Genomic DNA, 21,936 nt, shown 5'->3' on the forward strand with positions numbered 1-21,936 from the left:
TTATAGTAAGCCGCAGATCAAATCTGCAGGAGTTTATTCGGATCTAGTGTATTATAGTTCCAGCCCGGCATCTGCCGGTTCTTTCCGGGTCCGGTGGCGGCTGAATTATGGAATGCCTATTCCCAGCTGCCAAAATCAAGAGTGCCTCCGGTTTCCGCCAGCGTCTTTATATTGCTCAGGATCTGCCACCAGGCGCTGTCACTCGGGCCATAGGAAGGGTCTTCCGGATGCCATTCGTCATGAATGAGTGTGAGCTTAGTGCAGCCGCCCACCGGTGCCAGCAGCCAGGAGATGCGGGATTCATAATTCACGCCGCCCTTTAGATAGGAGGGGCCAACCTTGTGCGTGAACCGCAGTGCTTCCCGGGGGGTGAATTCCAGCAGTGTGCCATGCACATGCAGAGTCTCGCTGCCGTCTGCGCCCGGTCCCACATACTCCAGTGTTTCCCCCTCTACAAAGCTGGAACGGATAATGCTGCCATAATAGATTTGCTTCACTTTGTCAGGAGAGATAAGACATTCCCAGACCTGCTCCAGTGTTGCGCCAATATAGAATTCGTACTTTAGTTCCTTCATTATTGTTCCTCCTCTGGTTACTGGATAACTTAAGCTTGGGTCCAATATACAAAAGAATCACTGACAGCTGCGGTCAGTGATTCTGAATAAATTAAGATTCCGTATAATGGGCGGAAATGCCGGCAGCTATAGCTGCAAGCTTCTGCTTCAAGGCGGCAGGTTCAAGTATGGTCAGCGACTTGCCATAGGGCAGCAGGAAGTAAGCCGCGAAGCCGTATAACGAGGCTTCATCCAGCAGGAAATGGGCCTCCCCCGGAAGACGCTGCTCCAGCGAATGGCCGAACAGCCAGTGGCTGCACAGGTCATTCAGCACCTCTTCACCCGAGGCAATGACTACCGGGATCAGCGCGGTCTCCTGATCCTGGCCGGGAAGCAGGCTCCTCAGCAGAAACTCCCGTGCCGAGAATCCCGGCGGACGATGGAAGCCAGCTCCTGTCCGCTCCAGTCCTGCAATCCGGTCCACGCGGAAGCTGCGGATGTCCTGGCGCTGGTGGCAGAAGCCGGCCAGATACCACCTTCCCTTCCAGAGCACCAGCCCGTAAGGATCAATGGCACGCACGGAGACTGCATCACCGCTGCCCTTGCGGTATTCCACCTGCACCGTCAGCCCGTCTGCGGTGCAGACCTCCAGCTCCTCCAGCAGATGGGGCAAGGGTGTGGACGGGGTATGCAGCATTTCGACACCACGCTCGTGGCGTTCCATCTGCGAGAGCTGCTCGTCATTGCTGTATCGCTTAAGTTTGGCAATGGCTTCACTTAAGGCTTCGACATACGGGTATCCGCTGCCCTCTGCAAAGGCGGAAGCCTGTACGAGCGCCCGGCGTTCTGCGTCGTTGAAGAAGAGCGGAGAAGCGCTGAAATGCTCCGGCAGCCGGAAGCCGCCGCCCGGTCCGGCATCCGCGATGACAGGAACGCCGCTGGCGCAGAGCGCATCAATATAGCGGTACACTGAACGGACGCTCAGTTCAAGACTATCTGCCAGCTCGGCGGCGGTTCTTTTGCGCTGCTGCAGCATCCAGAGAATAGACAGCAGATGATCGGCTTTGGACATCCGGCAGAAGCCTCCTGTTGTAGCAATGATTTCCCCAATTATTCCATAATTTCTTACAGGCTGTCAAAAGACAGAGGGCTTCCCGGAGATCATGTTTTAAGAGGGAGTTCTCTTAAACCGGCTGCGCAGCAGAATCGAAACCGCCAGCAGCAGGGGGACGGCAATCTGAAATACCGGATCGATCTTCAGGCTGGGTCCGAGGCCGATGGCGATATGCTGGGTATAGTCCCGCTCCACAAAGGAAGTCCCGTAAATGACGGCGCCCACAGGGAACACCCACCATTTCAGGGGTTTGCCGGTCAGCCCGCTTATCCCTTTAACCGCACAAAAATAGAATATCATCATTTTGATCAAGAGGCCGACGAAGAGCTGAATGGTTACCAGAATGTCGAGCCGTTCTACAAATTGCAGATTGGATAAGGTGCGGACTGTTTTGAGAAAAGGCAGTTGGCTTATTCCCGCAACCGTAGGCCCCAGGACGGCAACATTGAGTGCATTCATGAAAATTAGAAAGATACTGATGGCAATATAGGCTGAAATGGTATTTTTCACTGGCACGCCGGGTTTCTCCCATAAGGACCACAGCATCAGAAACACAAGCATTTGCCCGAAGGGGAAAGAGACGATTTCCGGCAGTGCCGCATCCAGGATCGGCCTTAGCCCGCCCTCAAAGACAGGAGTCAGGCGCCGAAAATCGATGGAGCCCATAATTCCGAGCAGCAGGACCAGAAGGCCGTAAAAGAATAGAAGCATCGGGAGCAGCACCTCCGGCAGCCGGAAGAGCACCGCGGTTCCCTTCCATATGGCGTAAAGCGCAATGAGGACAAAGACCAGCATCGTAATTGACATCGGAGTTGTCTGCAGAAGAGTCAGTGAAGTCAATTCGCCTAAATCCCGGACATTACGCATCGATTCATAAGCGAAATAAAGGCAGTATATCCAGCCGACAACTGAACCGGCAGTGGCTCCGAAGTTGAATCTCAGTATGCCGATAAGATCAAGCCCCAGCGAGTGCTCCTGGATCCACAGCAGAAGCAGCAGTAAAAGCAGGCCGGCCAGTGAACCGACGCACATCGCCAGCCAGGAATCCTGCTTCGCCTTGCCGCCAAGCAGGAACAGCGGTGTGCTGCCGATCTCAAACAGCATGACCATAAACGCGATTTGCAGGGATGACACCTGCTCTTTATTATGCATCTCTGTATCATCAACCTCCTAACCATTCAATGATGACTCTGCCTGCGGGCTGGAAAAAAGCGGTGTACACGGTAGCGATGTTGAAGTGGGGCGTCTCTGTAATACCGCAAATATTCACATAGACACACCAGGCAAGGATGCAGCCGAACCACAAGCGCTGAAGTTTTGATCCTCTTCCTGTCAGTCTGCTGCAGCCCCACACAAAGGCGAGGATATAAAGGATAAGAGTGATGGCTATTTTCATCACGCAGCCCTCTATTTCTGTTGAACGGACTTGAAGGATTTGTTGCTTAGCCCTGTCCGCTCTATTTTCATCGAGACGTGGGGGCGGATCTCAATGTCCCGGAATACGCTGTCCCAGCTTTTATCCTGCTCAATCTGCTTCCAGCGCTTCCGGTCACTGCGGTGAATCCTTACGGCAAAGCCGGTGACATCTGCTCCCAGCTTCCGCACCTCGGTCCATGAGTTATTGACAAGCTCAAGCACATGCTGCTCGATCGATTCCTCCATCTCTGCAATGGTGGCCCGCTCATTCAAATCCGCGATGCTGCCCAGCTCCGTCAATATTCCGCTGCCCTTGATGTGGATGTCCATGACATAATGATCCTTTTCCCAGACGGGGCGTACGGTAGTGCTTGATTTCTGGAGAATAAACGAAGCATCCGGAGTGTCCCCTGCCTCGGGGTGTGACGGAAAAGCAATGGTGGCTTTGTTGACTTTGTCAGTCATAAATGACAGGCCGAAGGCCTGCTTTTGGGTCAGCCAGCCGATCAGCTTCTCGCCTTTGAGTACGCCCAGCTTGCCGAGTGCCAGTCGTGAGGGCAGGTCCGTCACTGCGGTTTCGGTAGTTTCATCCATTATTTTATGCCCGGTTAAGAGGATCTCCGGCAGCACTGCGCTCCCCGATTCGGAGGACAGGGCCATGGCCAGCTCATAGAGACGTACTCCGGGATAATACGAGACCAGTCTGGATTCCTGTTCAATCATCAGCTGGATGCCCGCTCCCTGGTTTTTGGTCATCTGCATGAGCTGGTCCAGAATATCACCCGCTTCTCCTTTAGCAAGAAACACAAAGACCGTTTCCCTGGCGTCCTGTTTGCGCAGGAACATGTCAATGATCTGGTTAATCCCGTGTCTGGCCATACTCTCGCCCAGTACGGTAATCCGGGAATGGGAAAAAAACATTTCGCGGGTGCTGGTCAGGTTGGTTTTATCGATCGCCTCCATGATTGTTTTTCCCTTGACGGTGAAGGTGATGAACGGCGGAGAAGTTGTGCTCCCGCCTCCGCTGCCGCCCATACCGCTGGCGCCGGACGAAGGGTTGATCACCTGGTAGGTGGCCTTCCACTGATTATCCTCCCAGTCATAGGCCGAACCTGAAGCAATGCCAAGCTCATTCAGCTCCCGGTTATCCCAGCAGCCGGTAATCAAGGTGGATAAGAGAGGGAGACAGAGCAACAGGCAGGAGGTTCTTTTCCCTGCAAGCGAGCGCAGCCCCGAAGATAGTGGCAGACTCGATTCCGGCTGGATGGCCTGCTTCCGCTGCTTCATGTTTTACACTCCTTTCATTTGGCTCTGGAGCGCCGGAACCGGTGGAGCATGATGGCTGCCAGCGGTACAAGCACATTGAACAGGAAGAAGGTCAAGAACCGGCCCTCCCTGTTATAGAGATTCAGCTTGTCTATGTTCTGCCAGGTGAACAGGCACTCCAAGGCGATGACGAGCCCCAAGGCCCCGATAAACGGCCGGCTGCTGCTTACCCGGAAGGTTTGCTTGAAGCACTCAACGGTTACAAACAGGAAGATCGAAAATTTGAGATAGATGGATAGCACCCAATAAGAGATGAACAGAATATCCAGCTTCTCAAAAAATGTGCCAAAATGAACCACTCCGGCAGCCGAGAATCCCGGATAAGCGCTTAGCTTGATAAACTCAGGTCCGAACACCAATAAAGCCGTAACCAGCGAAAAGATCATCAGCAGACCAACAAATAGAAGACCCATCCATCCGGCGATCCGGGCCTTTTGCGGATCCTTGAGATACGGGGCCAAAAACAGCAGTACGGCCACTTCGGACATCCAGGTAGTTGGTGTTATGCTGGCCAGTGTCAATGAAGCCAGGGAGTGGTCAAACATCGGCAGCAGCTGGTGCACGTTCATCTCATGGATTAATCCGAACACGAACAGCGGCACGAAGACTACATAGAGCAGGATGATAATGCTGTTTACTCTGGTAATGGATTCAATGCCCTGTCTGACCATATAGATCGTAATGATCAGGATCAGAATGACCAGGACGGTCACCGGTGTATTTAGCAGCACATTATCTTTAATGAAATTGACGAATTCCCGCAAGATCGTGGAGCTTGCATCCAGATAGAACTGCAGCATAAGAAGACCCAGAGCTGTGGCTACGGCCGGTGAGCTTCGCTCACCCAGCCATGTGAGAAAGGGAGCGCCGTTGCTTACGCGGATGGCCGTTCCGATGATGGAAGCAACGATAAGCCCGGCCATTGTAGACATCAGAATGGAAAGAGGCGCGTCCTGCTCGGCATAGCTGCCGATAATGGCGGGGAGGACGACGGTGGCTGTCGGCAGAATCGTGGTGATGACGAGCATAGCTGCCTGGGCGGTGTCGATTTTTCCGTTCAAGCCTGATCCTCTCCCTGCGGTTTTTTTTGCTGCCCGGTTAGCTGCGCTTTTTTCTTCTGGCTTTCGATCGACTGCGGTTTCTGATCCGGACCTTGTCTGCGCGTTTCTTTACTCATGCTGGTCTTAGGCCGCATTGGCATATTCCATAGCGGGACGCGGATAAAGATGTCCTTCAGGTAGCGGGGGATCATCGGAGCTACTGGTGACAGGTAAGGTACGCCGAACGAATACAGTCCTGCCAAATGGATCAGCAGCGCCATTAAAAAGGACATGATGCCGAACAGACCAAGCGTAGCGGCAATCAGCATAAGCAAAAACCGGATCAGACGAATCGAATTGGCAATGGCCAGTGATGGAATAACGAAGTTGGAAATGGCTGTGAACGAAACGACGATTACCATCGCCGCCGAGACCAGACCGGCAGAAACGGCAGCTTGTCCCAGTACCAGTGCCCCGACAATGGAAATTGCCGGACCAATGGTACGGGGCATCCGGACTCCGGCCTCACGCAGTACATCGAAGGTGAGCTCCATGAGCAGCGCTTCAGCAAGCGCCGGCAGCGGAACCCCTTCGCGCTGGGCGGCCAGACTGATCAGCAGTGTGGTCGGCAGCATTTCCTGGTGAAACGTGGTGACGGCAATATACAAGGCAGGCAGCATCATGGAGACAAAGAAAGCCCCATACCGGATCAGCCGTAGAAAGGAAGAGATATCATAACGCTGATAGTAATCTTCGCTGGATTGAAAAAAGTTAAAGAAGGTGGACGGCGCAAGCAGCGCAAAGGGCGTACCGTCAATAATAATCCCGACCTGCCCTTCCAAAAGGCCCCCGGCCACCGCGTCAGGACGTTCCGTGTTCTGAATGGTGGGAAAAGGGGTCAGCCCGCCGTCCTGAATGAATTCCTCGATGTAATTGCTTTCGAGAATACTGTCCGTAATAATGCCGTTCAGCCGGCGGCGGATTTCGGCCAGCACATCTTCACTGGCAATCCCCTGCAGGTAGACAAGAGCTACACCGGTCCCGGTGCGCTGTCCGATTTTATACTCTTCTATCCGGAGATCAGAGGTTTTGAGTCTGCGTCTGAGCATGGAGGTGCCGACCCGCAGGCTTTCGGTGAACCCTTCCTTGGGACCGCGGATAACGCCCTGGGAGGTGGGTTCATTGACGCTTCTCTTCTCATAGCCGGAGGTATCGGCGGCGAGCGCCATCGTAAGCCCGTTAAATAGAATGAGGGTATAGCCCTCAAACAGCAAAGACAGCATATGCTCGACGGTTTTACCTTCCTGAACGCCCCCGATGGGCAGCATCTGGTCTTTAATCAGGGCATAGGCTTTATCTGCGGTGATGGCATCACTTTTCAGTGTGACATGCTCCATCAGTGGCTGAATTACAGTCTGATTCACGGTATCTGCGTTGACTAGACCATCAATATAAATAAAAGCCAGGGCGAGCGAGCTTAACGATTCATTGGTGAATCTGCGGATGATCACATCCGAGCTTGTACCGATCCTTAGACTGATCTCCTGCAAAGTCTCATCGAGTGAGGGGCTCAAGGGACAAGGCGCGGGGATAAAGGCTTCAACAGGGTCCTTTCTATTCTTACGGCCTTGCTTGGAATGAACGGGCACAGCTTCTCCTCCTTCACTGCTAACTCTGGATAAGGTGGGAGTATTATCCCCCGGCCGTTCATTCCTTATTCTGCCTGCTGTATGAAACTGGCGGACATGATAAAGAGGGTGTCCGCAGGCCATGTACAGCCGCAGAACACCCTCTGGATGTTAAGCTTCTATGATGTTAATTACCGGGTACTGACAACCAGTGCATTACTGATCAGGCGTCCCGGAGCGGTCAAATATTTTCCGTTATAATACAGGCCGCTGGAGGCACCGCCATCCAGATTCATCGCCTGATAAGCGCCAGCCTGCTTCATAATCTGGGCCAGCTGCGGGATGGTAGCCCCGCCGGTGGTCAGCAGGATCAGCTTGTGATCGCGGGTAAGGCCGAGTGCGCTGCGGGCTCCGCCGCCAGTCAAAATTTTGGGGTCCTTGAAGCCTTCGGCGGCGACGTTCAGTGATACACTGCCATTAACCAGCAGCCGGGGACCGGCCTGCAGCGCCCCTTCAACGGTCCCGCTCTGGAACCGTGCACTGAATTGGCTGCCGGGAATCAGCTCAGCCAGCAGATTGCGGTCATACGCAAATACCGTCCGGCGGTCACCGGGGCTGTTCTTCAGCATTTTGCCGCCGCTGATGATATAGCCATAAGGGGCTTTGTAGGCTCCTTCTGTATAAGCATCAAAAAAAGTTCCGTTGATCGCGGCAACGGCTCCGCTTCGTTTGGCAATGCTGCCGAGCGCTTCCGTCTTGCCGACCGTATTTCCGGCAAGTACAGCATCCAACCGGACGGAAGGGTCCAGCAGAGAGACAGTAACTGTCTGCACAGAGAATGATCTGGAGCCGACTTTATATGTATGTTTGGTGCTGGTTACGGCAGGGGAGCCGGCCTTCATGAGCGTTCCGCTTAGCACCGGCAAGGTCGCTTCAGCGCCGCCTAATGTGAGTGTAACGGAAGCGGGCGCTTTGTTCCATTCGAGCCCGATGCCAAGTGTCGTGCTGACAAGGGAGAGCGGAACATAGGTCGTGCCGTTCTCGCTGAAGGGCAGATCGCTTATAGGAACAGCTTTGCCGTTGACGGAAGCCGAAGCTTGGCCAAGGGTAAGGAGGAGCGAATTATTGTCTCCGGCAATTTCTATGGATTTCGCATCTGCAGTAAGGCCTGCACGGAGGCCAAACAGTCCGTTTAGGAAGCGCAGCGGGATAAACGAATGATTTCCTTTGTCCACATAGACGGCATTTTTAGGCGCAGCCGCCGCACCGGGCAGCAGGGATGGAAGCGTGGAGAGCATTAGGAACAGGGTGAGAACAAGGGTGAATATTTTCTTCAGCATGAACAGAATCTCCTTTTGACTTATTATGTATTGTTTTTATATCGTCAAATGCGGCGCCGCACTTAAATGTGCGTCTAATGACATGCGCCCGTGTTAGATTTCGTATATAATTCTCTGATACTCGATTTCATTTTGCACAAAGGCGGTTAGCTACAATGACAACAATCGGATTGATCCGGCACGGTAGTACCCTATGGAATAAAGAAGGCCGAATACAGGGTCATACCGATAATCCCCTGGATGAAGAGGGCCTGGAGCAGGCAGCAGCTCTTGCAGAGCGGCTTAGCGCGGAAGAGTGGAATTATATTTATTCTAGCGACCTGCTCAGAGCAAGACAGACAGCAGAGATCATCGCGGCAAGACTTGGTCTGCCTGTTGCAGGATGGGTACCGGAAATCCGGGAGATGGACGGCGGCCTGCTGGAGGGCACGACGGAGCAGGAACTTATAGAGCGCTGGGGAAAAGATTGGAGAACGCTGGAGCTGGGCCTGGAAAAGAATGAATCCGGCCGGCTTAGAGGGAGCCGGGCGATTGAAGAAATCGCGCAGCGGCATCCGGGAGAGCATGTGCTGGTGGTCAGCCATGGCGCAATCCTCCGCAGCAGCCTGAGCGGACTGGTGCCTGAACTGGATTTGAGTGTGTTCCTGAAGAATACTTCGCTGACACGGTTAGTATATACCGGCAAAACCTGGACCTGTGAGCTATATAATTGCGTCAAACATATAGAGAATTAGACAGCTCCGCTATGCCGGCCGCGCTATTCCAAATCATTCCATTGGGAAACTGAGCTGACCTGCCGATAATAAGCATAATACTGATCACTTGCCTGTTTACAAGCTTTTTTACAGCTGCAGCTGTTCACTATGTTTCGATTTATTCATAGGTAAAAGGGAGTGCTCGAACTATGGAAGAAGCGCGGAATTATATGTTAGCCGTATTTTCAGTTCTTATTGCAGCGTTGACAGCTTACGCGATTCTCCGGCTCTCGCAGAATTTCGCAATTAAAAATCAAAGAGCCCGTGCAGTGTGAAGTGACCCCTGTCAAGTAGACAGTAAATAAAAAGCAATATTTTAAGCAACCTGAGTTCGGTATTCATAGGGACTCAGGTTGTTTAGTTTCGTTTGGAAACGTGCATGGTTGTAAAAGCGGATATATTGCTGCACAGCATGCCTCACCTGTTTTGCAGAGTGAAAGGAGTGGAGGTAGAAACATTCGGATTTAAAATGACCGAAGAAGTTCTCCATACAAGCATTGTCCCAGCAGTTACCCTTTCTGGACATGCTTGCCTTTATCTCATACCGCTCCAGTAGTTTACTGTATTGACGGCTAGTGTACTGAAATCCTTGGTCGCTGTGCAAAAGAACACCTTTGGTATCCCGCCGTTTTCTCGCCTTTTTGACTGTATCCAACACCAGCTTTAGATCATTCCGCGAGCTAATCTGGTACGCTATAATTTCATTGTTAAACAGATCTTTAATCGCAGACAGGTACAACCGTTGTCCACCGAAGATAAGGTAAGTAATATCCGTGACCCACTTTTGGTTCGGCTGCTCTGCTGTAAACTCTCTATTCAGGTGGTTGTCAGAGATCACGTAAGCCTCTTTCTTGCCATAGTAAGGTCTTTTCCTCCGAATAACTGCTCGAAGTCCTAGCTCGCCCATGAGTCGCTGTACACGTTTGTGATTCATATGAATGGCGTAGGTACGCTTTAGCCATACCTTCACTCTGCGGTATCCATAAATGCCTTTAAGCTTCTCGTGGCATTCGACAATTTTAAGCTTCATCGCTTCGTCTTCGCGTTGCTTGGGTGAAACGAACGTTTGCCGGTTCAACCACTTGTAAAAACCACTTCTAGATACTCCAGCCAGATTACATAGCAGGGTAAGGTTGTATTTCTTATGAAGCAATTCCTTAATGACTGCAAACTTTTTGCTGCTCGGAACAGCGTCCATTCCTCCTTTCACATCTGTAAGAGCTTTTTTAGCATTTCATTTTCTGCCTCAAGGCGCTTAATCTTGGCCTCTGGATCTTCAGGACGAGTGCGGGGTCTGCCCATTCCTGGCCCTTTTGCTTTCCCTCTTTTTTCTCCAAGGCCCTTTACTCCCTCTGCCTCAAAGTGCTTCACCCATCGGCGCACCAGGGAATCGTTGATGCCCATTTCACGCGCTACACTCTTATACCCCAATCCCTTTTTGAGATAGAGGTCCACTGCCTTTTTCTTGAACTTCTCATCGTACGTTCTTCTCATTTCGCCCATAAAAAAATCCCCTCCATAGTAGACAGATTAAACGGCTTGCTTTTTTCTGTCTACTATAGGGGGATCATATCAGTGCGCACGAGCCTTATTATTCTTATGGCCAGCAGCGGATTAGGCGGAATGCACCTGCTTGGCAGGGGGGCAGTAACCGGGCTCCAGCCGGCCAGCGGTAGCCTGTTCTTCGCCTTGGCGCTCTATTCGCTGACCCTTACCTTGCTGCTGCTGCTGTTCACCCGGGTCCGCCAGGTGCTGGCCGAGAGGGATCAGCTTAAGGAGCTTGCGTATAGAGACAGCTTAACCAGCCTGTTCAATAAGAACGGAATGGACCACTTCTGGGAGCACTGCAAACCGAATGAACAGCTTGCCGTGCTGTATCTTGACCTGAACAGGTTCAAATCGATCAATGACAAGCTGGGCCATCATGTCGGTGATTTGCTGCTCCAGGCCGTCGGCGGGACGCTGAAGCAATTCTCGTCCAAGGGGAAGCGGCATATCTTCCGGATCGGCGGCGATGAATTCGTAATCATTGCGAAACGCTGCGGCCGCAAGGAGGCTGAACAGCTCGCCTTGCGAATTCTGGAGAAAACAACCCGGAATTATCAGCTCGAGCGGTATGAGCTGTTCGTGTCGGCCAGTATCGGCATTACGATCAGCCAGGGCAGAATTGATTCTGCGCGTCTCCTGAAGGAAGCCGATTCGGCCATGTACCATGCCAAGCAGCTGGGCAGCGGCCGTTATGCGGTTCACAAGCAAGGCATTGTCATTCAGCCGGTTAACGTGCTGGGCAGCTCCAGAGCGAATTAATCAGCAGGCTCTGCTTGTAATGGTACGTTGTCCATCCATCATAAACAGGCAGAGCAGGGCAATTGCCATGCTGCCTGCTGCCGCGTAGAACAGGACCGAGTAATCTGTCAGGTCGATAAGCAGCCCGAGCAACGGCGGGGAGCTGATCGCGGCAAGCGAGGAGACCAGATAATACATTCCGGTGCGGGTGCCGATGCTCTCCTCGGTTCCCGTAGCCACAACATAAGGATAGGAATTAATATTGATGCAGGCCCAGAATATCCCGCCGGTTAGCAGCAGCCCCCGCAGCATCAGCAGATTGTCCGCAAAGCCCACCAAGGCAAAGACTGCCGTCAACCCGATAACGCCAGTAATAATCATTTTTTTCTTGCCGAACCGTCCGCCCAGCCAGCCGCTGGGGATCGCAAAGGCTACGAAGGCCAGTGAGAAGAAGGTGAGCGAGAACGAAGCGGCCTTTTCACTGAGGCCCAGGTGATGTTTGCCGTACAAGGTAAATAAGGTTTCCACCCCCTGATAAGCCACGAACCAGAAAAAGATAGCCGCCAGCAGCCAAGAGGTCGTGCGGTCCAGCTGCTTCAGCAGAGAAATCCGTGCAGGCTTGAGCTGCGGAACGACGGCATTCCTTGGTTGCCCCTGAAGACCAGAGCGGACGGTGTCCATATTCACGCCATCCCGGTCCTCTTGAATGAAACGTGCTACGATAAGCAGGCAGAGCAGTGTAATCAGTCCGGCTACGAGGAACGGAAGTGCCGGGTTCGCATCATAGAGCATGGAACCGGCACCAAAGGCGAGAATGGATCCGACCCCGCCCATAAAGTTAACCAGCCCGTTGGCCTTCGTCCGCTGCGGCTCCGGTGTAATATCGGGCATCAGCGCAACGGTCGGCGAACGGTACAGGCTCATGGCCAGGTTCATCAGCATCATGAACAGCAGCAGGGTGAACAGTCCGCTGTGGTAAGGAATGAGCATCGTCAGCACGGCTGCAAGCGGCATTCCGATCAGCAGATAAGGCATTCTGCGTCCGTAGCGGCTGAAGGTCCGGTCACTGCGGTTGCCGATCCACGGCTGCAGAAACAGTGCAAAATAATTATCGATCGTCATCATAAAGCTGATCAGGGCTACACTGCTCACGTATTTTTCCAGAAAGAAAGGTACGAATGCATTATATAAGCTCCATGTGATGCTGATGCTGAAAAAGCCAAAGCCCAGCAGCCAGACTTTTTTCACACCCTCACACTCCCTTGGCAGCAAGCAGCCCGGACAGCACATCCGGATAATCCGTTATTATTCCGGCTACACCGGCATCGATTAATTCCTTCATCCGCCCGGGATCATTCACGGTCCAGGGATGATAGGCCACATGATGTTCAGATGCTTCAGCCACGAACTCCGGCAGTACGGCATAATGATACGCATGCAGCGCATCAGCCTGAAGGGTGGCTGCGTAGTCCCACGGGCGGTACAAGCCTTCGCCATATAAAATACCTGTACGGATCTCTGGCGCCAGCGATTTGCAGTAGGCCAGCGAGTAGTGATTGAAGCTCGACAGAATCACACGTTCACTCATTCCGTAATCCCGCACGGCAGCAATGACCTTCTCCTCCATCCCCGGGTACATGAATATCCCGTTCTTCAGTTCAATATTGAGGACGGTATCCCGCTTTTGCAGTAAATCCAGCAATTCCTCCAGCGTAGGTAGGCGCTCGTCCTTGAATTCCGGCCCGAACCATGAACCGGCATCCAGCTCCAGCAGCTGGCTTAGTGTCTTATCCTTTACATAACCGTCAGCACCGGCAGTGCGTTTTAAACTTTCATCATGGATGAGCACCAGTCCTCCGTCCGAAGACATCTGGACATCGGTTTCAATGCCGGTAGCGCCCAGCTCAAGACTTTTGCGGAATGCCGCCATCGTATTCTCCGGGCAGACCGCAGATGCGCCACGGTGTGCAAAGTTGATAATACTGTTCATGTGTTGTTACCCCTCCGCCTCATAGTTTTACTAAGTACCCGCAAAAAGCAGGCTCTATTGTCTATTCAACACCACAACAAGAAACCCTGTTCGCCATCGGCGAAAGGGTGCGAAATGAAGCATTTTTAACCTGGGGCTTACAATAGTGTGCAAAAAGAACCGGATTTCCGTCCAAGGCAGGAGGCTGAGGGGATCATTTTCTCGCTCCGAGCCACATTTTAATTTCAGCGTACAGAAAAGAGCCCTGTGCAAATAACAGAAACAGCTTATACCAGAGGGGCATCTCAACCCAAAAGGCAATGATGAAACTGGAGAACCCCGTCAGTGCCAGCAGCCGGCTTATTAGAACCTTTCGCCCGTTTTTTTCCAGGCTGTCGAACGTAAAAACCAGGAACACTTGGAGGGGTAACAGCAATAAAAATAAAGATATAAAAGTGAAAAATCCGAAGATAACGGATGCGATTATCCATACTATAATCAGCCCTATGATGTTCAGCCGTTTCGTTAACTTTTCTGAGAGTTTCATGCTATGCCTCCGCAGTACTAAGAATGAATATCTGAAAAAATTCCATTTATATCTATATTATAAACGGATATCCATCCCGGTTCAAAAAACATAACAATCATATCTGCTTCACGTCACGCAGAGACAATCCCGCGGATGGCTTCATGCACATGCTGAACCTCCGAGAATGCCAGGGAGTACTCCAGGTCTGATTTTTTGGCCGGAGACACGCCAGGGAGGAAGGGGATGGACAAGACCGGCGTATCGGCGCTGCTGAGATAGATTCTGAGGGTAAGCTCCTTGATCTCCTCGGCGGATTCAGTGTCATCTCCGGCACGATCCGGGTTATAACCGGGTTTACTGGCGCTGCTGGTAATCCGGCTGGTTTTGCTTACTTTGGTGAGCGTAAGGGCGTTCTCAATAATTTCCGAACCTAATATAGCATCAAAAGTATATAGCGTCGCGGTCGCATTCTCCTGTCTGCCGGGATCATACTTCCCGATAGCCAGTGTCTTACCATCCTCATCCAGGGCAATAATATGCGACTCATCAGGCGTAACATACCGCTGGGGGAAATTGAGATTGAAGGAGCCAAGGGAGTTGGCCAGCTTATTCAGGTTTGAAGAAGGATAGGATAATTTAAACTGAAGAACTGCAGCCGCCAGCAGCAGGGTAATCCCCAGTACGGCGAACATGTACATCAGGAATATGAGCATTTTACCGCCTCCTGAAAGTTTTGTTAGGGTAAGCTTCCTTGAGACACATCGGCAAAACTCACTTCGGAAGCATGGGCTAAAAGTTTTGTTAGCGTAAGCTTCCTTGAGACACATCGGCAAAACTCGCATCGGAAGCATAGGCTTAAAGTTGGTTCTACTAATAGAATATGCGGAAGAGACGTGAACAAATACATAGACCTGAGGGATAGAGATCAACTATTCTTTTTTTTGTATTCCAAAAAGCAGGGGTAAATTAGAGATTGCAGGGGATGATGGGCTTGATCGTAGATACATTAGGACATTTGCTGGAGAATGAGGCGGCTTACGGAGAGCAGATACAGGCGGGGCTGCGGTTCCTGCGGGATACGGATTTTGCCGGGCAGGCGGCAGGACGCCATGAAGTCGATGAGAACATTTCTATTTCATTAACGAATATGAAACGAAGGATGCCGGGGATTGCTTCTGGGAAGCGCACCAAGTCAATCTGGATCTGCATTATATCCTGGAAGGCACGGAGCGGATCGGCTATGCGGCTATTGAGCAGCTTGCAGTAAAAGAGGAATATAGCGCCGAGAAGGACGCGGTGTTCTTCACCGGAGCGCTGGAATCCGCCGTAACCGCAGGCCCTGGTGCACTGGTTGTCTGCTATCCGCGGGACGGGCATATGACAGGGATTGAAGCCGGATGCAAGGAAACGGTACGGAAGGTTGTTCTAAAAATCAAGCTGTAGCAGACTCGGATAGTCTGCATTCACAAGGAGCCGGTTAGGCTCCTTTTTGCTTTTGGTGTGCTAATGTCACCAGCGTTTGTCATTCTCATCACAAATGAGTTACGATATCTTTCGGGTAGAAGAACAACCCGGACAAGGAGCCGCGCTTATGAGCATTTACCTCGAGCTTCCGGATGTGGATAAGCATTTTCCTTTTCGCAGCTTAGTCTGTGGCGGGGATGAGCTGTGTTATCCGCACTGGCATAAAGAAATCGAAATTATCTATGTAACTAAAGGAACGCTAAATCTGGGAATAAATGATACCCCGATCCGGATGGAGCAGGGTGAGGTTCAGTTTATCAATGGCGGCGATGTGCATTATTTCCTCGCTTCCCCCGAGAGTGAACGGCTGGTGATCCAGTTCGACCTGAATCTGTTTCAGGAAATGGCTGCGCTAAGCGGCAATGAATATTCGCTGCGCGATGTATTCACGGCGATGGAGCATTCCAGCTCACGCTGGCCGGAATCCGCAGCTGCCAAGATGATTGCCCTGATCGAAAGTATCTATGAGGAAGACCTTCAGCGCCGCGAAGGATACGCCTATTTAATCAAAGCGAGACTGTTCGAGCTGCTGACCGTTATTATGCGTGAGGTGCCGAAGAATACAGCCGGAAGACTGCCAAAATTCTCGGAAGACACGCTGACACAGTCCCGGGAAACGCTGGAGCGGCTGGAGCGGATCTTTATCTATGTCGAGCAGCATTACCAGGAGCCGATTACCCTTAATGAGGTGGCCCGGCATATGGGATTCAGCCCATATTATTTTACCAAGCTGTTCAAGAAGAACACGGGCATGACCTTTGTTGCTTTTCTCAATGAATACCGGCTGAACAAGGCAAAGTGGATTCTGCTCAACGAGGACCTGCCGATGTCTGCTGTAGCCGAGTCCGCAGGGTTTGGCAGCGTGAAGACATTCCACCATTTTTTTAAGTCAGCAACCGGCATTTCGCCGTTGAAATACCATAAGACAATATTCAGGAATAACAGGGCAAGAATGCAGGAAGAAAGCCTGTCAGCGGATTTGTATGATAGAGGCATAGAGATCACAACACCACCAGGCGGAGGGAAATAGAGGATGACTTTGAAAATAGGGATTATTGGCTGCGGCGGCATCGCAAACGGCAAACATATGCCGGCTCTGAAAAAAGTGGAAGGCGCTGTCATGGTCGCTTTTTGCGATATTGTACCCGAACGGGCGCAGCAGGCCAAGGCGGAATTCGGAGATGAGAACGCTGCCGTGTACACTGACTACAAAGAGCTGCTAAAGGATGCAAGCATAGATGTAATTCACGTGTGTACCCCGAACATTTCCCATGCGGAAATTTCGATTGCCTCGATGGAGGCCGGCAAACATGTTATGTGTGAGAAGCCGATGGCGAAGACAACTGCGGAAGCACAGGCAATGATCGATGCGGCTAAACGTACCGGCAAAAAGCTGACGATCGGCTACCAGAACCGCTTCAGACCGGATTCTGCATACCTGCATAAGGTGTGTGAGAACAACGAGCTCGGAGAAATATATTATGCCAAAGCCAAAGCGATCCGCCGCCGCGCGGTACCGACCTGGGGCGTATTTCTGGACGAGGAAGCGCAGGGCGGCGGCCCGCTGATCGATATCGGCACCCATGCCCTGGATCTGACGCTCTGGATGATGGACAACTACAAGCCGAAATATGCGGTAGGCAACGCTTATCACAAGCTGTCCGGCCGCAAGGACGCAGCTAATGCGTGGGGCCCGTGGGATCCGGAGAAGTTCACGGTTGAAGATTCGGCTATCGGCTTCATTACGATGGAGAATGGGGCAACCATTGTGCTGGAAGCCAGTTGGGCGCTGAATACGCTGGATGTCGGTGAAGCCAAAACGGCACTTTGCGGTACAGAAGGCGGAGCGGATATGGAAAAAGGCCTGCGCATCAACGGTGAAGCATACGGCAAAACCTACGAGAAGCATATTGGACTTGATGCTGCCGGCGTAGATTTCTACGACGGTGCGGGCGAAGATCCCGCGCTGGTTGAAGCCACGCAGTGGATTGACAGCATAATTAATGATACAGAGCCGGTTGTTAAGCCGGAGCAGGCTCTGGTGGTAACCCGCATTCTGGAGGCCATCTATAAGTCGTCCGAGACAGGGATGCCGGTATTTTTTGACTAAATCAACAGGTTTGTATAGATCATGATTAGGAGTGTGTCCATAGTGACAAGAGTAACCGTATGGAATGAATATCGTCATGAATTGCAGGAGGAGCGTATCCGTCAGGTCTATCCGCAGGGTATCCACGCCCAAATAGCCGGATTTTTGCAGGAGGCCGGGTTTGATACAGCTACGGCTACACTGGATGAACCGGAGCATGGGTTGACGGAGGAAGTACTCAGCAATACGGATGTGCTGGTATGGTGGGGGCATATTGCCCATCAGGAGGTTAGCGACGAAATCGTAAACCGTGTCTATAACCGTGTGCTGCAGGGAATGGGGCTGATTGTGCTGCATTCCGGCCATATGTCCAAAATCTTTATGAAGCTGATGGGCACCAGCTGTGACCTGAAATGGCGCGAAGCGGGCGAGAAGGAACGCCTCTGGGTGATGGACCCGAGCCATCCGATTGCCGAAGGCATCGGCGAATATATCGATCTGGAGCAGGAAGAAATGTATGGGGCGCATTTTGATGTGCCGGCACCGGAAAGCCTTGTTTTTGTCGGTTGGTTTGAAGGGGGCAATGTGTTCCCAAGCGGCTCGACCTACCGGCGCGGCAGCGGCAAAATCTTTTATTTCCAGCCGGGTCATGAATCCCATCCTACCTATTACCATAAGGAAATTCAACAAGTGATCATCAACGGCGTGAACTGGTGTGCACCAACCCGGCGCGACTATCCCGTGTACGGTCATTCCCAGGCGTTAGAGCCAATTCGTGAAAAGGTGGGCGTATAAATGAAATTAGGCGTATTTGATCCCGTATTCGGAAGTTTGACTTTGGATGAGATGCTCGACAAAATCGCAGCTGCAGGCTTGAACGCAGTCGAAATCGGCTCGGGCGGCAACCCCGGCAATGCGCATTGTCCGACCGACGAGCTCCTCGCCAGTGAAACGGCACGTCAGGAGTACTTGGAAAAGTTCACGAGCCGCGGCATTATGATCAGTGCGTTCAGCTGCCATAACAATCCGATCTCTCCGGATAAAGAAGAAGCGCGTCAAGGCGATGAAATTCTGCGCAAATCGATCAAGCTCGCTTCGCTGATGGGCGTACAGGTCGTCAACACCTTCTCCGGTACCGCCGGTGACAGTGAAGATGCCAAAGCGCCGAACTGGCCGGTAACACCTTGGCCGACTGTGTACAGCGACATTCTGACCTGGCAGTGGGAGCAGAAGCTGATCCCGTACTGGAAGGAAATCGGCCAGCTCGCCCAGGAGCATGGCGTCAAGATCGGCATTGAGCTGCATGGCGGCTTCCTGTGCCATACACCGTATACGATCCTGAAGCTGAGAGAAGCGACCTGCGATGCTATTGGTGCGAATCTTGACCCGAGCCATCTGTGGTGGCAGGGCATTGACCCGGTCGGTGCCATCAAGATCCTCGGCAAGGCGGGAGCGATTCATCATTTCCATGCCAAGGATACCTATCTCGATCAGGACAACATCAACATGTACGGCCTGACCGATATGCAGCCATACGGCGATGTGCAGACCCGGGCGTGGACCTTCCGCTCTGTCGGCTGCGGACACAGCCTGTCCGAATGGTCGGATATCATGAGCGCCCTGCGCACCTATGGTTATGATTATGTAGTGAGCATCGAGCATGAAGATCCGCTGATGTCGGTGGATGAAGGTTTCCAGCGTGCGGTAACCAACCTGCAGTCGATCCTCATCCGTGAGCAGCCGCTGGATATGTGGTGGGCTTAAGCGGATAGCAAACTGACCTCATAAAAGAAACAGCAGCAGCCATGGACGAGTAATATTGTCCAAGGCTGCTGCTGTTTTTGTTGAACGCGGGTTCCTGATTCATTCAATGCCAGGCGGTATAATATCTCTCAGCCTAAATTCAAATGCCGCAGTTTATCGGGATTGCGTATAAGGTAGATCTGCTGAACGCGGCCGTCTCTGAACGCCAGGCTAACGACTGTCGGAAAAGGTTCGGACGGGTTGCTTAATACAAAACCGAGCTGTCCGTTGACCTTGACGAGGCGCACGCCTCCTGCGCCACCCCCCTTGGTCAGAAGCCCCTGAATGAATGCGAGGACGCGCTGGCTGGATATAATCGGTTTAACTGCCGCACTGACTTTGCCGCCTCCGTCGCTGTACAGCACGATGTCCTCGGAGAGTAGCGCAAAGAGTCCATCCATATCACCTGTAGCTGCCGCATGGAGAAAACGTAGGACGAGCTGTTCGGACTGGTCGCTGGAGATCAGCTCAGCAGCCGGATCGTCTTGGATTTTTCGTTTGAGGCGGCTGTAAATCTTACGGCATCCCAGCTCCGTCTTGTTTACGAAGTCCGCAATATCGCGATAGTCGTAGTCGAAGGCTTCACGAAGAATGAATACTGCGCGCTCCACAGGGGTTAGCCGGTCGAGCAAAACGAGGAAAGCGTACGATATTGTATCCTCCAGTACAATCGTTTGGATCGGGTCGCCTCCTGCGGCAGAAGCCGAGCCAGTCACGCCCGCATAGTCTTGGACAAGGGGCTCGGGCAGCCATTGTCCGATGTAGACCTCTCTTTTTTTGTGCGAGGATTTCAAGTAATCGAGACAGCGGTTGGTAACGACTTTGCATAAGTACGCTTTCAGATTGCGGACGGGGCTTATCTTATCCCTGTCCAGCTGCTGCACCGTTACGAATGCGTCCTGCACCAAATCCTCGGCCTGCGTGACCGATCCTAACATGCGGTACGCGATGGACAGAAGAAGCGGTCTGTATGTCCGATACACGGAATCAAGCTCCACGGTGCACCCCTTCTTTATCTTGTTCTTTTGCGGATATTATACTTCGGGCCGCCTCTTTCGCGCTAGCCAAGGATGCGTTAAGCAGCATACCCGTTGAACCGACCCAATCGCCCGCGACATACAGTCCGGGCCGTCCTTCGACCGCAGGTCCGGGTCTGCCCGGGAGGCCGCCGTTCGCAGTCGTTACGACGGCATGGGAGACTAGCATTCGGGGCAGGAACCGCTGCTGGACCACATGTTTGCGCCAATTTTGCTGAATCAAGTCGAGAAATCCCTCCAGCTCGCGCTGATCTTGCAAGGGGTCTGAATTTCCCGAGGAGGACAAATATTTCATGACATGCACGACTGCATATGCCGGATGATCGGACAATGAGACAACGGCGGAATGGTTGGAGTAATACCACGGGTAATCGGCGCCTATTACAAATTTCGTTTTGGGTTGAGGCATTCCGTCTACGACGAGATCCAGGCATGCCGCGCGAACAGGAATAAGCTGCTCAAAGACTGCGGCTTCAGCCGGGGAAAGCGGGGGATTGAGGATGGATAGAGTAACCGCCGGTCCGGCAGTGGATAGTGCGTGCCGGGTTTTCAGCTGCGTACCATCTTTAAGTGTGACTGTCATTCGCGGGTAGCTGCCGGCAATTTCCCGTGCAGGTGAGCTGGTGCGGATCGTGACGCCTGCCTTTTGCGCTTGCTCCGCAAGCTGATGTACGAGTGTTTGCCAGCCTCCGTCCACGTACAGCACCTGGCCATGTTTGAGCTGCTCGATTACAGCGCCGGCGCTTATTAGACCGGGGTCATCACAGTATGTGGATAGGCGAACGAGCGCCAGCACGACATTGCGCACCCGCGGACTGGAGATTTGAGATTCCAGGTAAGTCTGCAGACTCACCTTGTGCAGAGCAGAGGTGTCTGTTATGAGAAGGCGGCTGTAAAAGCGCAGGAGTTGGGTCTTCTCGTGCCACTTCAGGAAGGAGCCGAGCAAGAGCTGCGCGAGCGGGAGAGGCCTGTGCTCGCCATTGGTACCTTCGAATACGAGGCTACCCGGCGGTTTAGGTGCTGCTCCGGCGGGGGTGACGCCTACCTCCTGCAGAATAGGGAGAGCACTCTTAAACAGAGCATGAGCTCCCAGGTTTACTCGGGCGAACGACATCTCGGTGGAAGCGGCGCGGCCTCCGGGATGCGAACCTTTGTCGAGTAAGAGCACACTCTGGCCTGCCTGTGCCAAATAAATCGAAGCAGTTAATCCGGCGATGCCGGCCCCGATAATGACTACATCCCATACCGGCTCATTTCGATTCTGTGTCATAACTATCCATCCTTTCCGGTCTGATGCATACATGACGATTAACAGAACCGGTATGTGACACTGCCGCAACGTTATAGATTGATTTTCCAGAAGCAATGACAATAAATGAGGGTTGGCGGGATGGCATCCGCGGAAGTAGGTGCTGTGGCGGAATTAGGGGGAAAAGTACCCTTGGTTTTCGGCCAAAGTGTGGGAAAAGGCGGAATTAGAGGGAAAATGCTGTTAGTCTTAAAAGTGGACACCCGTTAAAAGCCCA

The 21,936-nt window shown here is 52.5% G+C and carries 22 protein-coding genes; 7 read left to right on the plus strand and 15 right to left on the minus strand.

Annotation, left to right across the window (positions count from 1 at the left end; translation table 11 throughout):
* Positions 1-116 precede the first annotated feature (116 nt).
* The 8 genes from JRJ22_RS04555 to JRJ22_RS04590 form a co-directional block, all read right to left on the minus strand.
* Positions 117-575, minus strand: coding sequence for an SRPBCC domain-containing protein (locus JRJ22_RS04555; protein WP_206103433.1), 459 nt, complete (start codon positions 573-575; stop codon positions 117-119).
* A 91-nt stretch (positions 576-666) separates the two neighbouring features.
* Positions 667-1,626, minus strand: a complete 960-nt coding sequence (locus JRJ22_RS04560) for a helix-turn-helix transcriptional regulator (RefSeq protein WP_206103434.1) — start codon at positions 1,624-1,626, stop codon at positions 667-669.
* 96 nt (positions 1,627-1,722) lie between these two features.
* Positions 1,723-2,820 carry a GerAB/ArcD/ProY family transporter gene (locus JRJ22_RS04565; RefSeq protein ID WP_206103435.1) on the minus strand — a complete coding sequence of 366 codons (1,098 nt, stop codon included), beginning with the start codon at positions 2,818-2,820 and terminating at the stop codon, positions 1,723-1,725.
* 10 nt (positions 2,821-2,830) lie between these two features.
* Positions 2,831-3,064: a hypothetical protein gene (locus tag JRJ22_RS04570; protein WP_206103436.1), complete on the minus strand. Its 234-nt coding sequence runs from the start codon at positions 3,062-3,064 to the stop codon at positions 2,831-2,833.
* An 11-nt stretch (positions 3,065-3,075) separates the two neighbouring features.
* Complete coding sequence (locus JRJ22_RS04575; RefSeq protein ID WP_206103437.1) at positions 3,076-4,371, minus strand: Ger(x)C family spore germination protein; 1,296 nt, start codon at positions 4,369-4,371, stop codon at positions 3,076-3,078.
* 14 nt (positions 4,372-4,385) lie between these two features.
* Positions 4,386-5,471 carry a GerAB/ArcD/ProY family transporter gene (locus JRJ22_RS04580; protein ID WP_206103438.1) on the minus strand — a complete coding sequence of 362 codons (1,086 nt, stop codon included), beginning with the start codon at positions 5,469-5,471 and terminating at the stop codon, positions 4,386-4,388.
* Complete coding sequence (locus JRJ22_RS04585; protein ID WP_232381029.1) at positions 5,468-7,099, minus strand: spore germination protein; 1,632 nt, start codon at positions 7,097-7,099, stop codon at positions 5,468-5,470. Before JRJ22_RS04585 ends, JRJ22_RS04580 begins: the two co-directional genes overlap by 4 nt.
* Positions 7,100-7,269: 170 nt before the next feature.
* Positions 7,270-8,415, minus strand: coding sequence for a phosphodiester glycosidase family protein (locus JRJ22_RS04590; RefSeq protein ID WP_206104977.1), 1,146 nt, complete (start codon positions 8,413-8,415; stop codon positions 7,270-7,272).
* Positions 8,416-8,573: 158 nt separating this feature from the next.
* Between JRJ22_RS04590 and JRJ22_RS04595 the strand changes: the two genes are divergently transcribed.
* Positions 8,574-9,152: a histidine phosphatase family protein gene (locus JRJ22_RS04595; RefSeq protein ID WP_206103440.1), complete on the plus strand. Its 579-nt coding sequence runs from the start codon at positions 8,574-8,576 to the stop codon at positions 9,150-9,152.
* A gap of 337 nt (positions 9,153-9,489) precedes the next feature.
* Here the strand turns inward: JRJ22_RS04595 and JRJ22_RS04600 are convergent, their stop codons facing one another.
* Entirely contained in the window at positions 9,490-10,371 is an 882-nt protein-coding gene (locus JRJ22_RS04600; RefSeq protein ID WP_206103441.1) for an IS3 family transposase, read from the minus strand.
* Between the two features lie 8 nt (positions 10,372-10,379).
* A complete protein-coding gene (locus JRJ22_RS04605; RefSeq protein ID WP_090720361.1) occupies positions 10,380-10,676 on the minus strand; it encodes a transposase in 297 nt (98 codons plus the stop codon).
* Positions 10,677-10,748: 72 nt separating this feature from the next.
* On the opposite strand from JRJ22_RS04605, the gene JRJ22_RS04610 reads away from it, so the two are divergent.
* Positions 10,749-11,480, plus strand: coding sequence for a GGDEF domain-containing protein (locus tag JRJ22_RS04610; RefSeq protein WP_206103442.1), 732 nt, complete (start codon positions 10,749-10,751; stop codon positions 11,478-11,480).
* Here JRJ22_RS04610 and JRJ22_RS04615 read toward each other — a convergent pair whose 3' ends face one another.
* The 3 genes from JRJ22_RS04615 to JRJ22_RS04625 all read right to left on the minus strand — a co-directional run bounded on the left by JRJ22_RS04615 (position 11,481) and on the right by JRJ22_RS04625 (position 14,670).
* Positions 11,481-12,707, minus strand: coding sequence for an SLC45 family MFS transporter (locus JRJ22_RS04615; protein ID WP_206103443.1), 1,227 nt, complete (start codon positions 12,705-12,707; stop codon positions 11,481-11,483).
* A 4-nt stretch (positions 12,708-12,711) separates the two neighbouring features.
* Complete coding sequence (locus JRJ22_RS04620; protein ID WP_206103444.1) at positions 12,712-13,449, minus strand: glycerophosphodiester phosphodiesterase; 738 nt, start codon at positions 13,447-13,449, stop codon at positions 12,712-12,714.
* A 639-nt stretch (positions 13,450-14,088) separates the two neighbouring features.
* Positions 14,089-14,670, minus strand: a complete 582-nt coding sequence (locus tag JRJ22_RS04625; RefSeq protein ID WP_206103445.1) for a hypothetical protein — start codon at positions 14,668-14,670, stop codon at positions 14,089-14,091.
* A gap of 424 nt (positions 14,671-15,094) precedes the next feature.
* Here JRJ22_RS04625 and JRJ22_RS04630 point away from each other — a divergent pair, with 424 nt between their 5' ends.
* From JRJ22_RS04630 to JRJ22_RS04650, 5 genes are all read left to right on the plus strand, one after another.
* A complete protein-coding gene (locus JRJ22_RS04630) occupies positions 15,095-15,400 on the plus strand; it encodes a NanQ anomerase/TabA/YiaL family protein (RefSeq protein WP_232381154.1) in 306 nt (101 codons plus the stop codon).
* Positions 15,401-15,548: 148 nt separating this feature from the next.
* A complete protein-coding gene (locus JRJ22_RS04635; RefSeq protein WP_206103446.1) occupies positions 15,549-16,511 on the plus strand; it encodes an AraC family transcriptional regulator in 963 nt (320 codons plus the stop codon).
* Positions 16,512-16,514: 3 nt separating this feature from the next.
* Positions 16,515-17,591 (plus strand): Gfo/Idh/MocA family protein, encoded by a 1,077-nt coding sequence (locus JRJ22_RS04640; RefSeq protein WP_206103447.1) that lies wholly within the window; start codon positions 16,515-16,517, stop codon positions 17,589-17,591.
* 42 nt (positions 17,592-17,633) lie between these two features.
* On the plus strand, positions 17,634-18,365 hold the full coding sequence (locus tag JRJ22_RS04645) for a ThuA domain-containing protein (protein WP_206103448.1): 732 nt from the start codon (positions 17,634-17,636) through the stop codon (positions 18,363-18,365).
* Entirely contained in the window at positions 18,366-19,334 is a 969-nt protein-coding gene (locus JRJ22_RS04650; RefSeq protein ID WP_206103449.1) for a sugar phosphate isomerase/epimerase family protein, read from the plus strand.
* A 128-nt stretch (positions 19,335-19,462) separates the two neighbouring features.
* Here the strand turns inward: JRJ22_RS04650 and JRJ22_RS04655 are convergent, their stop codons facing one another.
* Entirely contained in the window at positions 19,463-20,371 is a 909-nt protein-coding gene (locus tag JRJ22_RS04655) for an RNA polymerase sigma-70 factor (RefSeq protein ID WP_206103450.1), read from the minus strand.
* The gene (locus JRJ22_RS04660) at positions 20,361-21,680 is read right to left on the minus strand and encodes a phytoene desaturase family protein (RefSeq protein WP_206103451.1); all 1,320 of its coding nucleotides are present in this window, start codon (positions 21,678-21,680) and stop codon (positions 20,361-20,363) included. The genes JRJ22_RS04655 and JRJ22_RS04660 overlap by 11 nt, the downstream gene beginning before the upstream one ends.
* Between the last annotated feature and the right edge of the window lie 256 nt (positions 21,681-21,936).

The organism is Paenibacillus tianjinensis (assembly GCF_017086365.1).
GTDB classification, from domain to species: domain Bacteria; phylum Bacillota; class Bacilli; order Paenibacillales; family Paenibacillaceae; genus Paenibacillus_AQ; species Paenibacillus_AQ tianjinensis.

Excerpts from the sequence above, each read along its gene's own strand:
- JRJ22_RS04560 (WP_206103434.1), bottom strand. The coding sequence starts at position 1,626 with ATGTCCAAAGCCGATCATCTGCTGTCTATTCTCTGGATGCTGCAGCAG.
- JRJ22_RS04595 (WP_206103440.1), top strand. The coding sequence starts at position 8,574 with ATGACAACAATCGGATTGATCCGGCACGGTAGTACCCTATGGAATAAA.
- JRJ22_RS04620 (WP_206103444.1), bottom strand. The coding sequence starts at position 13,449 with ATGAACAGTATTATCAACTTTGCACACCGTGGCGCATCTGCGGTCTGC.
- JRJ22_RS04605 (WP_090720361.1), bottom strand. The coding sequence starts at position 10,676 with ATGGGCGAAATGAGAAGAACGTACGATGAGAAGTTCAAGAAAAAGGCA.
- JRJ22_RS04660 (WP_206103451.1), bottom strand. The coding sequence starts at position 21,680 with ATGACACAGAATCGAAATGAGCCGGTATGGGATGTAGTCATTATCGGG.
- JRJ22_RS04575 (WP_206103437.1), bottom strand. The coding sequence starts at position 4,371 with ATGAAGCAGCGGAAGCAGGCCATCCAGCCGGAATCGAGTCTGCCACTA.
- JRJ22_RS04640 (WP_206103447.1), top strand. The coding sequence starts at position 16,515 with ATGACTTTGAAAATAGGGATTATTGGCTGCGGCGGCATCGCAAACGGC.
- JRJ22_RS04600 (WP_206103441.1), bottom strand. The coding sequence starts at position 10,371 with ATGGACGCTGTTCCGAGCAGCAAAAAGTTTGCAGTCATTAAGGAATTG.
- JRJ22_RS04555 (WP_206103433.1), bottom strand. The coding sequence starts at position 575 with ATGAAGGAACTAAAGTACGAATTCTATATTGGCGCAACACTGGAGCAG.
- JRJ22_RS04625 (WP_206103445.1), bottom strand. The coding sequence starts at position 14,670 with ATGCTCATATTCCTGATGTACATGTTCGCCGTACTGGGGATTACCCTG.
- JRJ22_RS04565 (WP_206103435.1), bottom strand. The coding sequence starts at position 2,820 with ATGCATAATAAAGAGCAGGTGTCATCCCTGCAAATCGCGTTTATGGTC.
- JRJ22_RS04635 (WP_206103446.1), top strand. The coding sequence starts at position 15,549 with ATGAGCATTTACCTCGAGCTTCCGGATGTGGATAAGCATTTTCCTTTT.
- JRJ22_RS04650 (WP_206103449.1), top strand. The coding sequence starts at position 18,366 with ATGAAATTAGGCGTATTTGATCCCGTATTCGGAAGTTTGACTTTGGAT.
- JRJ22_RS04570 (WP_206103436.1), bottom strand. The coding sequence starts at position 3,064 with ATGAAAATAGCCATCACTCTTATCCTTTATATCCTCGCCTTTGTGTGG.